Here is a 12,361-nt window from a genome sequence, read left to right as displayed (position 1 = left end):
TGTGTCCTGTACTGTTTGGCGCTACTTTCGCGCCTGTTTCTGCGCATCCTGCGGCGAGTATTTTATTAGCCCCCGGCGAAGTACCGCCCGTTCACGGTGCCGATGGGCGTATTCACGCTAGAGTAGATGCTAGATAAGACAGTTCCCATACCCGGCGCACGTTTGGCTGTGCCGGACTATTCTGCGAGGAGACTCATGGAAATCAAGATTGGCATTCGCCACATTGCTCGTGAAATCGTTGTTGAGACCAGTGAGGCTAAGGAAATCCTCATGGAGAAGGTCTCGAAGGCTATTGAGGACGGCTCGCTGCTGCAGATTATGGATGATAAGGGCAACACCACCCTGATTTCTGGCGCTCAGATTGGCTACGTCGAGCTGGGTTCCGACGCTAAGCGTCACGTTGGTTTCGGTATCGGCGCCTAATTAGTTCGGTAGCTGTTTACCCTTTAGCTTGAGCTTTCCCCCGCATCCGTCACGATGCGTAACCGCGCTGTATGCGCCGTACGGTTACGCCGTGCCGAATGCGGGGTTTTGCGTTTTAAACCGCCCGCACAAAAACCTCGCAGTACCCGGTTTTGAGGCGGTATATCGCCCATCACGGGCGCACACCACAACCGGTCGGGGGTGCGCCGAAAGCAAATCCAGGTTAATATTGAGGGGTTAAGTGAATGACCGGTCGTACCCCTTTCAAGACCCCGAGGCTGCACCTCATCATGAATGAACCTTGAGTAATAACCATGCGTGCAGGCGGCGTCTCGGTAAGAATTTCCCGTGTAAGAATTTCCCGCGGCCGGCTTTCGACGCCCGCCCGTCACCGCCTCCACCATTGAGGCGCTGGCTGGTACACCCCGTTACGGGGAGAAACACACCCCGAGCAGGGGTAGAAAGATACGGTCCAGTGACTGAAACGAACACGCAGGAAACCACTCAGACTGCAAAGTCCTTCGCCGACTTCGGCGTTCGCCAGGATATTAGTGACGCCCTCGCGGCGGTTGGCATTACCTCCCCCTTCCCCATCCAGGAGCTGACTCTTCCCGTGGCTCTGTCTGGCCAGGACATCATTGGTCAGGCAAAGACCGGTACCGGTAAGACCCTCGGCTTCGGTCTGCCCACCATTCAGCGTGTGGTCGGCCGCGAGGATGAGGGTTGGGCTGATTTGGAGTACCCCGGCGCACCTCAGGCGCTGATTCTGGTTCCGACCCGTGAGCTTGCCATTCAGGTGGGCGAGGACCTGGCGATTGCTGCGAAGCTGCGCAACGCCCGCGTCGCGACCCTGTACGGTGGTGTGCCGATTGAGCCTCAGGCTGAGCTGCTGCGCCGCGGCCTGGAGGTTGCGGTGGGCACCCCCGGCCGCATTATCGACCTGTACCAGCAGGGCTTCCTGAACCTGAAGCAGGTCAAGATTGTGGTCCTCGATGAGGCTGACGAGATGCTGGATTTGGGTTTCCAGCCGTCGGTTGAGAAGATCCTCAGCTACCTGCCGGAGGACCGCCAGAGCATGCTGTTCTCCGCAACCATGCCCGGCCCGGTCATTGCGATGGCACGCCAGTACATGACCAAGCCCATGCGCATTAGCGCCGCTGACCCCGAGGACGCCTCGAAGACTAAGGCTTCGATCCGCCAGGTCGTCTACCGTGCGCACCACCTGGACAAGGACGAGATGATTGGCCGCATTCTGCGCGCTACCGGCCGCGGCCGCACCGTCATCTTCACCAAGACCAAGCGTGACGCTGCCCGCGTGGCGGAGGAGCTGGTGAGCCGTGGCTTCGCTGCCGCTCCCCTGCACGGTGACCTGAACCAGGTTGCACGTGAGCAGGCGCTGAAGGCGTTCCGCACCGGCAAGGTCGACATTCTGGTTGCGACCGACGTGGCGGCTCGCGGTATTGACGTTGAAGACGTGACCCACGTGATTAACCACCGCGTGCCCGAGGATGAGAAGACTTACCTGCACCGTACCGGCCGTACCGGCCGTGCGGGCAATGAGGGTACCGCTGTGACCCTGGTTGACTGGGATGACCTGCCGCGCTGGAAGGTCATTAACGATGCCCTGGAGCTGGGCGTTCCTGAGCCGGTTGAGACCTACTCTTCCTCTGAGCACCTGTTCCATGACCTGAACATTCCGGCTGGCACTAAGGGCCGCCTGCCGCGCGAGGAGCGTGTGGCTGAGGGCATGGGCGATGAGTTCTTTGAGAGCGCCCGTGATTCTCGTGATGGCCGTCCGGCTCGTTCTCGCGGTGGCCGCGATGGTGGCCGTTCTGGCGGTCGTGACGGCGAGAAGGGCTCGCGCCGTTCTCGCGGCGGTCGTGACGGTGGCCGCGAGGGTCGTTCCGGTGAGGGCCGCGGCGAGCGCCGTAGCCGCTCCGAGGGCCGCAAGCGTTCTGAGCGTTCCGAGCGTTCTTCCGAGCGTAACGAGCAGGCCGCAGCCGAGCGTACCGAACGTTCTGCTGAGCGTTCTGAGCGTGCACCTCGTCAGCGTCGCCGTACCCGCCGTGTTGAGGGTCAGCCCGTGGAGGGTGAGGGTCGCCGCCGTACCCGCCGCCGCTCTGAAGGCTCGCGTTCTGAAGGCTCGCGTTCTGAAGGTTCTCGTTCTGAGGGTTCTCGCGGTAAGGGCCGTGGCGCTGACCGTGCTGGTTCTGAAGGCTAGGGCCGGGGTTGGGTATTTCAGCATCCCCGGCGCCTGCCGTGCCCTCCCCTGCCGCTGAGGCGAACCGCACGGATTCGACGGTTTTCGATCCGCAGGGCCCGTCGCTGCTGGTGCAGGCAGATAACCTGGAGTATCTGCGTGAGCTACCCGATGGTGCGTTCACCGTGATTTACATTGACCCGCCGTTCAATACGGGTAAGAAGCAGACGCGCCGCACGTTGAGCGCGGAGGCTTCTGAGAAGGGTGACCGCACCGGTTTTAAGGGCAAGAGCTATTCGAGCACCCTGCAGACTCTGGCGAGCTATAACGACTCGTTCGAGGATTATTGGGCGTTCCTAGCGCCGCGTATTGAGCAGGCGCATCGTCTGCTCGCGCAGGACGGCACCCTGTACCTGCACCTGGATTGGCGTGAGGTTCATTATGTGAAGATTATGTGCGACATGATTTTTGGTCGTGAGAACTTCATTAATGAGCTGATTTGGGCGTATGACTACGGTGCGAAGTCTACGCGCCGCTGGCCGACGAAGCACGACAATATTTTGGTGTACGCGAAGGATCACCGCAACTATTACTTCAATACTGCGGAGGTTGATCGTGAACCGTATATGGCTCCCGGCTTGGTGACTGAGGAGAAGGCTTCTCGCGGTAAGCTCCCTACTGATGTGTGGTGGCATACGATTGTGTCGCCTACGGGTAAGGAGAAGACGGGTTATCCCACGCAGAAGCCTACGGGCCTGTTGCGTCGTATGATTGCGGCGAGTTCCCGCCCGGGTGATTGGGTGTTGGATTTCTTCGCTGGTTCTGGTTCTACTGGTGCGGCGGCGGCTCAGCTGGGTCGTAAGTTCGTGTGTGTGGATCAGAATCCGCCGGCTATTGAGGTGATGGCTAAGCGCCTGGGTGTGGATCCGGTGTCGTTCGCTGAGTATCGTGGTGTTCCGCGTGGGGCGAGTGTGCTGTTCACGCCGAAGCGTACGGTGGGTGTTCGTGGCGGTACGAGTCGTGATGCGTTGACGGCGGCGAGCCGTCATGCGTTGAAGGCCGTGTTGGATACGTTGACGGAGACTACGCAGCCGGTTGAGGGTGCGTCCTGCCGGTTTGTGCGTCACCGGTCAATGGATGCGGTGGATAAGAAGATGCGTATTGATGGGCGTGATGAGTTGCGTCGTCAGCGTCAGCATCAGGCGCGGGCTAAGGCTCGTGCGGCTCGTGCGGCTGCTCAGATGGATGCGGCGGCTGCGGGTGCGGTGTTGCAGCATCATGCCTCGCGTGAGAGCGTCTAGGCTGTCTTGTCTGCGCGTTCGTGAGAGCACGTGTTAAGAGTGTGGGGCGGATTCCCAATAAGGAACCCGCCCCACACTCTTTCGTCTTACTACTGAGAAGCCAGCTGCTCGCGGATACGTGCCACCGTCACCGCATCCGTCGTGTTCTCACCCAGCAGGTTCGGCTTGCCCGCACCGTGATAATCGCTCGACCCCGTCACCAGCACCTCACGGCCCGCCGCACGCTGACGCTCAATGAACTCCAGCAGACGCGCGCGGTCCTCCGGAGAGTTCTCGCGGTGATACACCTCCACACCCGCCAGGCCAGCATCCACCATCAAACCCAGGTACTCCAGGCTCAATGCGGGCCCACGCATCGTACTCATCGGGTGCGCAATCACCGGCACGCCCCCAGCCTCACGCACCAGACGCACCGCCTCCAGCGGGTCCAGCGCATCCTGCGGCACATAGTAGGGGCTGCCCGTGTACAGCAGCTTCGCAAAAGCCTCAGAACGGTCAGCAACCACCCCGGCAGCAACCAGCGCATCAGCAATATGGGGGCGGCCCACCGCCGTGTTCCCCTCCCCCACCTGCGCCAACACGTCATCCCAGGTCAGCGGGTAGTCGGCGGCAAGATGGCCCACAATAGCCTGCGCACGGCCCGCACGGCTGGCGCGAATCGCCTCCACACGGCGCGCCAACTCCGAATCCACCGGGTCAAAACCATAAGCGAGCAGATGAATAGTCTTCGTGCGTGCACGGCCCTCACCATCGGTGTACCGGTAACGGCAGGAGAACTCTGCACCCGGCAGAAAATCTAGACCGTACTCACCCGCCAGCTGAGCCGCCTGCGCCCAACCAGCCGTCGTATCGTGATCAGTCAGCGCAAACCCAGCCAACCCGGCGCGAGCAATCAGCGGCACCAGCTCGGTCAGGCTCTGCGTGCCGTCAGAAATAGCGGAGTGAATATGCAGATCGTAACGCCCGGCACGGTTCAGATTTTCAGGCGCACCCGATTCAGCGGGCTGCAGTGCCTGCTGCGCATTAGGTGCACTATTTCGGTGTTCTGTCTGCGTCATATTCTCTCCTTCCCCGCCCCTGCTAGTTCGTCGCCACCTCAGCGGGGTTTAAGGTATGTCATCTACTCTTCTGATTCAACCCTACCAATATTTGGCGGCGCAATATCAGGCACCCGGTCGCAGGTCAAAGATATATTCTGCCCCACCGCGCCCCTCTTATGGTCAAAAGCGCTAAAACACCTGCCCACCTGTGGTGAAGGAGATATGATTAACCCATGACTGAGAACAACGAGAAGAGCACCGAAGCTCAGAAGACTGACCACCGCAGCACCCCCAAGGCGTCTGCGTTCACCGAATTCATTGCTAAGGACTGGGCCAAGGCCGAAGATGACGGCTACACCCGCGAGCCCGTAGCAGACTACGCAGCTGAGCGCCGCGCCAAGATCTCCAAGGCATTCCCCGGCGAGCGCCTCGTCCTGCCCGCAGGCCCGCTGAAGGTCCGCTCCAACGACTGCGACTACCGCTTCCGCCCCCACTCGGCGTTTGCGCACCAGACCGGTCTGGGCATCGACCACGAGCCCGACGCCGTGCTGATCTTCGAGCCCGTCGAAGAGGGCACCGGTGACAACGGTTCCAACCACGAGGTGACCCTGTACTTCCGTCCGCTGGCTGGCCGTGACACCGCAGAGTTCTACGCGGATGCACGCTACGGCGAGTTCTGGGTTGGCCCCCGCCCCACCCTGAAGGAATTCTCCGAGCGCTTCGGTCTGCGTACCCGCGACCTGTCCGAGCTTGAGGTTGCTATCACCAAGAACGCCGGTAACCAGGGCCTGGGCGGCGTGAACATCCGCCTGGTCCGCAACGTTGACCCGGCTGTTGACGCGCTGGTTGACACCTCCCGCTACAACACCGGCGTGGAGCTGGAGCAGGCTGACAAGCTGGACTCCGAGCTGACCGTGGCTCTCTCCGAGGCTCGCCTGATCAAGGACGCTATCGAGGTTGAGAACCTGCAGCGTTCCGTTGACATGACCGTCAAGGGCTTCGAAGAGGTCATTCGTGCACTGCCGAAGGCTAAGGAGCACCACCGCGGTGAGCGCGTCGTTGAGACTGCGTTCTTCTCCGTGGCACGTACCGACGGTAACGACCTGGGCTACGACACCATCGCAGCGTGCGGTAACAACGCAACTATCCTGCACTGGATCCGTAACAACGGCACCGTCGATGACGGCAAGCTGCTGCTGCTGGACGCAGGTGTTGAGGACGACACCCTGTACACTGCTGACGTGACCCGTACCTTCCCCGTGAACGGTAAGTTCACCGAGGTTCAGGCGAAGGTCTACAACGCTGTGCTGGATGCCGCTGACGCCGCATTCGCTGTGGCTAAGCCGGGTACCAAGTTCTACGAGATTCACGAAGCTGCCATGAACGTTCTGGCGCACCGTCTGGAAGAGTGGGGCCTGCTGCCGGTTTCCGCTGATGTTTCGCTCACCGTTGAGGGCGGTCAGCACCGCCGCTGGATGCCGCACGGCACCAGCCACCACCTGGGCCTGGACGTGCACGACTGCGCGCAGGCAAAGGCTGAGCTGTACATGTGGGCTGAGCTGGAGCCGGGCATGGTCTTCACCATTGAGCCGGCCCTGTACTTCAAGGACGAGGACCTGTCGGTTCCCGAGGAGTACCGCGGTATCGGTATCCGTCTGGAGGACGACGTGCTCTGCACCGAGGACGGCAACGTGAACCTCTCCGCTGCTCTGCCGCGCACCGTTGAGGGCATTGAGGAGTGGATGGCGAAGCTGGCGAAGTAAGCCTGACTCTTCACGCCACCAGCACCGGTTAGTGCCGGTTGTATGTGCATAGCGAAAGCCCCTCACCGATTCGTTTCGGTGAGGGGCTTTTCGCGTATCTTCTGCGCTGCGTATCTTCTATGCCTGTTTCCCGCCGTTGTGGGTGGCTACCGCCATTGCAGGTTCGGTTATTCGGAGTCCTGCGAGGAGTTATCGTGCGAGGACTTATCGTGCAGGCCCTGCGGGCGCGGGGTCGGACGCTGCGGCTTGGGCTGAATCAGCTTCGCGTATTCTTCCGGGTCGTCCACGCGCAGACCGTACCGCTGTGCCGGGCGCTTCTGCACATCTGACTTCTGACCGGTCGCACGGTCAGTACTTGCCTGTTCCTGTTCGGCAGACTGTGCGGATTGTGCGGACTGTGCGGGGGCAACCGGTGCGGGCATGTTCTGCGCCGCGCTCTGAGCCACCGCGTTCTGCGCGGTCGTATCACGCTCGGGCAGGTTCTGATTCGGTGCCGGCTGGCTACCCGCCTGCGCACGGTACGAGGGTGCCTTCGGGGCGCCGGTCGGAACCGGTGCACCATTCATCGAAACGGTGCTCTGAGCGGCACGAGCCTGCGAAGCTTCCGGGGCAGCCGCCGCACGCGCAGCCGCAACCGCCGCCGAGAAGCGAGGGTGCGCACCCAGCACGCGGCGCGCATCCTGAGCGTACTCCGGCAGAGCGTACATCACGGTACGCGAGGGGATTGATTCAGTACGTATCGGGTGGCGACTGCCGTGGGAGCGACGCAGAACGTACATTTGCCACAGCACAAACATAGCCACCGACAGCAGCACATACTTTATTGCCTCAATAGCAGAGGAATCATTAGTCGAGGTCATAACCAGCAATGAAAAAAACGCGCCGAATCCTGCACCTCGAAGCGCTGCAAAAGTCAAGATACGACCATACGGCAACGGCACCGGGTACTCCACCTGGCGGATACCGTCATTGACCAGGTACAGCGCCGTGACCGGATAATCCTGCTCGCTAAGCACGTCAAAAGCGGCGAGCGCATCATCGTGACGAACGAAGGAGGCGATCGCCTCACCGGCGGGCAGGGGCTTGCCCTGAGCCTGCGCCAGGCGCGAGGCCAGATATGAAGAAGGCGGGGTCGAGGGAATATTCGGCAGGTTAGAAGTCATGGCTCCTATTCTACCGCCCACCCTAACCCTGGACCCGGTGGGCAGTCAGCTCCTCTACAGGCGTAGCGAACACCTGTTCAATTAGGCTTCTCAAAGTGCGAATCCCCGCGGCGGGGCGTACCCTAGAGAGGTGAGCAATTCGAAGTTCAGCACCCCCAGCAAGATTTATATTGCCCGCCTTCTGGGCCTCGACGTTTTTGACCCCTTCGGTGACCGCCTCGGCCGTCTCCGAGACGTCGTCGTGCTCAAACGTGGCCTGGGCGCATCCATTGCGGGCGCCCGCCCCGCCAAGGGCAGCGAACCCATTGTTGTCGGCATCATCGTTGAGGTGCTCGGCAAGAAACGCGTGTTCATGCCCATGACCCGTGTGCGAAGTATCGACGCTTCACAGATCATTTCGACCGGCCTGGTGAACCTGCGCCGCTTCGAACAGCGCAACTCTGAGACTCTCATCGTGGGTGAGCTCTTTGACCGCCGCGTGCGTCTGCTCGACGGCAGCGGCGACGCCGTCATTGAGGACGTCGCCATTGAGCAGCGCCGCAACGGCGACTGGGGCGTGACCGAGCTGTTCGTTTCCCGCGTCAGCTCCTCCTCCAGCACGTGGCGCCGCCGCTCCAAGGAGACCCTCATCGTCGACTGGGACGAGGCTCTGCTCTCCACCGACGTGGAACCGCAGGCGGCAACCGCGTTCGTTGCGAACCATGAGAACTCCAAGCCCGCCGACCTTGCGGACGCTATCCACGAGATGAGCGATAAACGCATGGTCGAGATCGCCGCCGAACTGCAGGATGAACGCCTCGCGGACGTTCTGCAGGAGCTGCCCGCCGAGGACCAGGTGCAGATTCTTTCGCACCTGGACGATGAGCGTGCCGCGCAGGTCCTCGAAGAGATGGAACCGGACGACGCCGCCGACCTGCTCATCGAGCTGGACGACGCCCAGCGTGAAAAGCTGCTCGAACTCATGGAACCCGACGAAGCAGACGACGTGCGTCGACTGCTCGAATACGACGAAGGTACCGCCGGTTCGCTCATGAACCCGGTGCCGATCATCCTCTCCCCCGAGGCGACCGTCGCGGAGGCGCTCGCGCACATCCGCGCCGAGGAGATTCCCCCGGCGATGGCGGCTGCCGTCATGGTGACCCGCCCGCCCCTGGAAACCCCGACCGGCAAGTACCTGGGTCTGGTGCACATGCAGAAACTGCTGCGTGTGCCGCCGAGCGAGCCGATTGGCCACATCCTCGATACCGACACTGAGCCTGTCTCTGACCAGGCCAGTTTGGAAGAGCTGGCACGCGTGCTGGCAACCTACGACCTGACCATCGTTCCCATTGTGAACGAATCGCACCGCCTGGTAGGCGCAGTGACCATCGACGACGTGCTCGATGCGCTCCTGCCCGAAGACTGGCGCACTTACGATGATGGAACTCCCGTACGAAAGGTAGGACGACGCTTTGCCTGAATCGAACCGCCGCGACGCAAACCGTACCGAAGAGAACCCCCGCATCGATAAGGCGCGCATTCTCAAAGACCGCCTGGAGAAGAAGTACGCTGAACGCAACCGCGAGCGCGGCGACTCCCGCACGCAGCGTAGCGACTCGCAGCTGAGCACCCCCGGCACCCGCAAGCCGAAGCTGTTCGCTAGCCCCAACCCGGACGCTTTCGGCCGCATGACTGAGGCGTTCGCACGCTACATGGGTACCCCGCAGTTCCTGATGTGGATGACCATTTTCTGTGGCGTGTGGCTGGCGTGGAACTCCCTGGCGCCGGAGGAGATGCAGTTCGACCCGCGTAGCCTGAACTTCACCCTGCTGACCCTGATGCTGTCCCTGCAGGCTTCTTACGCTGCTCCCCTGCTGCTGTTGGCGCAGAACCGTCAGGATGACCGCGACCGCGTGGTGGCCTCTGAGGACCGTAAGCGTGACCAGCAGAACCTGGAGGAGACCCAGTACCTGACTCGCGAGATTGCTTCGCTGCGTATTGCTCTGCGTGAGGTTGCGACCCGTGACTTCGTCCGTAGCGAGCTGCGTGACATTCTTGAGGAACTGCAGAACATTGCGCAGGAGCAGGAGCGTCACGCCGAGCAACTGCAGGACATCAGTGAGGACATTGAGGACCTGGAGGAGGCTATCGACGATATCGACACTTCCGAGGGTGAGGAGAAGGACGCTGAGGAGCAGGAGGCTGAGGGAAAGAGCTCTGAGGGCAGCGAGAACGGTACCGAGCAGGCTTCTGACAAGGCCGAACGCCCTGCGAAGGACTCCGAACAGGATCCCCACCGAGGCGATTTGAGCCAACCTCAGAGCCGCGAATCCCAGCAGGCACAGCAGCAGGCAGAGCGCACCCGTGAGGGAGGCGCCCGTGACCACTAATTCACCCCTGCAGGATGCGCTCTACGCGGCACTCGCCCGCGTCGAGGACCCCGAACTGCGCCGCCCCATTACGGAGCTGGGCATGGTGGAGACTGCACTCGTGCATCCTGAACTGGATGAGCACGGTGAGCCGATTCCCGGCCGCCACTGGGCGGAGGTCACGGTGCTACTCACCATTGAGGGTTGCCCGCTGAAGAACACCATCGAGCAGCAGGTTCGTGACGCCGCCGCCACCGTTGAGGGTATCGACCGTGTGCAACTGCAGGTGGGTGCGATGAACCCGCAGCAGCGTTCCGCCCTGCGTTCGATGCTCAAGCCGGAGCGTTCTAACCCGTTTACCGCGCCCGGTTCGCTGACCCGCGTGTTCGGCGTGGTCTCCGGTAAGGGTGGCGTGGGTAAGTCCTCCATGACCGCGAACCTTGCCGCCGCGTTCGCCTCGCGCGGGCTTGCGGTGGGCATTATTGACGCGGATGTGCACGGCTTCTCCATCCCGGGTCTGCTGGGTATTACCGACGCCCCGACCCGCCTGGATGACCTGATTCTTCCGCCGACCGTGGACGTTCCCGCCCCCGCCCAGCGTTGGGGTGAGCAGAAGGTCAGCGGCGGCTTTATTCGAGTGATTTCTATCGGCATGTTCCTCAAGGGCAACGAGCCGGTGGCGTGGCGCGGCCCCATGCTGCACCGTGCCCTGGAGCAGTTCATCATGGACGTGCACTTCGGCGCCCTGGATGTGTTGCTACTCGATTTGCCGCCCGGCACCGGCGATATTGCCATCTCCATGGCTCAGCTGCTGCCGAATGCGGAGCTGGTGCTCATTTCCACCCCGCAGCACGCCGCGGTGGATGTGGCGGAGCGTGCCGGTACCCTGAGCTTGCAGACCGGTCAGAAGGTCGTGGGCGTGGTGGAGAACATGGCTGCCATGACCCTGCCGGACGGTACCGTGCTCGACATGTTCGGTTCTGGCGGCGGTCAGGTGCTCGCTGAGCGTCTTTCGGAGGCGCTCTCCTACCCGGTACCGCTGCTCGGTTCCGTCCCGCTGGATGTGAACCTGCGTACCGGCGGTGACGATGGCATGCCTGTCGTGTGGGGTTACCCCGACTCCGCCACCGCAGAAGAAATCCAGTCCATCGCCTCGCAGCTGCTGCAGTCGGGCGAGTCGAGGGCGGGTCAGAACCTGCCGCTCTTCGTTTAGAGATTGAGCGTCTAGAAGCTGACGGCCAAACAGCTGAGAATAGAAAGAACCCCGCACCATCACGGTGCGGGGTTCTTATCTATTCAAAATCTTAGGTTGCGTCCACGTCGAAGGGGGCGTATGCGCCTCGCGGAAGAGCACGGCTCTCCGACTTTTCCTTCTCCTTCAGCAGCGCCTCTTCACGTTCCTTCGCCTCACGCTCACGCTCGGCGTCATCCTCAGCGAATGCCTGCTTCACAATCACGCGCGGATCGTACTGGCGGGGGTCGTACTGGCGCCAGTTAATATCTTCCAGACCCGTCTCGCCCAGGGCTTCCTTGAAGTCGTCCTTCGCGTCGAACGCCATGCGGCGCACAGTCTTGACGAATTCACGAATCTGGCGGGCGTATTCGGGCATGCGTTCGGGGCCAATCACCACAAACGTGATGATGGCCAAAATAATCAACTCGGTGCCACTAATACCAAACACAGAATATAGATTATCAGTTCCGAGCCAGCACCGCCGAACCCGCGGCGCTTTCTGGACGTGTCTTTAAGCTCTGGACAAGCAGAAGGCGTACGCTACAGCACCGCGGAGGAGCATTGCGCTCACGGCTAAGAACACCACATCAGCGGTTTACGGTGGATAATCTCCGCCGCCGGGTTAAAACGCTGCGGCTCCAACCGCAGGCACGCCCGCCTCCCGAACGCAAAAGACCGCCGGCAGCACACCGGCGGTCTCCAGTCACGATATTCGGTTTACGGCGGGTAATCTCCACCGCCGGGTTAAAACGCTGCGGCTCCAACCGCAGGCACGCCCGCCTCCCGAACGCAAAAGACCGCCGGCAGCACACCGGCGCTCTCAAACATCCGTTGGATAGATTCAGCGGTTTACGGTGGATAATCTCCACCGCCGGGTTAAAACGCTGCG

General features: G+C 61.7%; 10 protein-coding genes. 7 read left to right on the top strand and 3 right to left on the bottom strand.

The window, feature by feature from the left end; translation table 11 throughout:
* The first annotated feature begins 195 nt into the window (after positions 1-195).
* From HMPREF2971_RS01200 to HMPREF2971_RS01190, 3 genes are all read left to right on the top strand, one after another.
* Complete coding sequence (locus HMPREF2971_RS01200) at positions 196-423, top strand: DUF3107 domain-containing protein (protein WP_005505268.1); 228 nt, start codon at positions 196-198, stop codon at positions 421-423.
* Positions 424-898: 475 nt separating this feature from the next.
* A complete protein-coding gene (locus tag HMPREF2971_RS01195; protein WP_070690725.1) occupies positions 899-2,644 on the top strand; it encodes a DEAD/DEAH box helicase in 1,746 nt (581 codons plus the stop codon).
* An 8-nt stretch (positions 2,645-2,652) separates the two neighbouring features.
* Entirely contained in the window at positions 2,653-3,924 is a 1,272-nt protein-coding gene (locus tag HMPREF2971_RS01190) for a DNA-methyltransferase (RefSeq protein WP_070690722.1), read from the top strand.
* Between the two features lie 89 nt (positions 3,925-4,013).
* On the opposite strand, the gene HMPREF2971_RS01185 is transcribed toward HMPREF2971_RS01190, so the two are convergent.
* Positions 4,014-4,982, bottom strand: coding sequence for a PHP domain-containing protein (locus tag HMPREF2971_RS01185; protein ID WP_083314065.1), 969 nt, complete (start codon positions 4,980-4,982; stop codon positions 4,014-4,016).
* Positions 4,983-5,197: 215 nt separating this feature from the next.
* Here HMPREF2971_RS01185 and HMPREF2971_RS01180 point away from each other — a divergent pair, with 215 nt between their 5' ends.
* Positions 5,198-6,727 carry an aminopeptidase P family protein gene (locus HMPREF2971_RS01180; protein WP_070690719.1) on the top strand — a complete coding sequence of 510 codons (1,530 nt, stop codon included), beginning with the start codon at positions 5,198-5,200 and terminating at the stop codon, positions 6,725-6,727.
* Between the two features lie 167 nt (positions 6,728-6,894).
* Here the strand turns inward: HMPREF2971_RS01180 and HMPREF2971_RS01175 are convergent, their stop codons facing one another.
* Positions 6,895-7,890 carry a hypothetical protein gene (locus HMPREF2971_RS01175; protein ID WP_070690715.1) on the bottom strand — a complete coding sequence of 332 codons (996 nt, stop codon included), beginning with the start codon at positions 7,888-7,890 and terminating at the stop codon, positions 6,895-6,897.
* Positions 7,891-8,020: 130 nt separating this feature from the next.
* Here HMPREF2971_RS01175 and HMPREF2971_RS01170 point away from each other — a divergent pair, with 130 nt between their 5' ends.
* From HMPREF2971_RS01170 to HMPREF2971_RS01160, 3 genes are read left to right on the top strand one after another with little or no spacing between them, the layout of a single operon-like run.
* Positions 8,021-9,349, top strand: a complete 1,329-nt coding sequence (locus HMPREF2971_RS01170) for a magnesium transporter MgtE N-terminal domain-containing protein (RefSeq protein WP_070541581.1) — start codon at positions 8,021-8,023, stop codon at positions 9,347-9,349.
* Positions 9,342-10,259 carry a DUF1003 domain-containing protein gene (locus HMPREF2971_RS01165; RefSeq protein WP_070690712.1) on the top strand — a complete coding sequence of 306 codons (918 nt, stop codon included), beginning with the start codon at positions 9,342-9,344 and terminating at the stop codon, positions 10,257-10,259. The genes HMPREF2971_RS01170 and HMPREF2971_RS01165 overlap by 8 nt, the downstream gene beginning before the upstream one ends.
* On the top strand, positions 10,249-11,451 hold the full coding sequence (locus tag HMPREF2971_RS01160) for a P-loop NTPase (protein WP_070690709.1): 1,203 nt from the start codon (positions 10,249-10,251) through the stop codon (positions 11,449-11,451). Before HMPREF2971_RS01165 ends, HMPREF2971_RS01160 begins: the two co-directional genes overlap by 11 nt.
* Positions 11,452-11,542: 91 nt before the next feature.
* Here the strand turns inward: HMPREF2971_RS01160 and HMPREF2971_RS01155 are convergent, their stop codons facing one another.
* Positions 11,543-11,920: a twin-arginine translocase TatA/TatE family subunit gene (locus HMPREF2971_RS01155; RefSeq protein ID WP_005505243.1), complete on the bottom strand. Its 378-nt coding sequence runs from the start codon at positions 11,918-11,920 to the stop codon at positions 11,543-11,545.
* Between the last annotated feature and the right edge of the window lie 441 nt (positions 11,921-12,361).

This window comes from Rothia sp. HMSC066G07 (assembly GCF_001814485.1).
Lineage (GTDB): Bacteria > Actinomycetota > Actinomycetes > Actinomycetales > Micrococcaceae > Rothia.
Note: the sequence above shows the minus strand (reverse complement) of the source record. Positions and strands in the feature narration are given on the sequence as shown.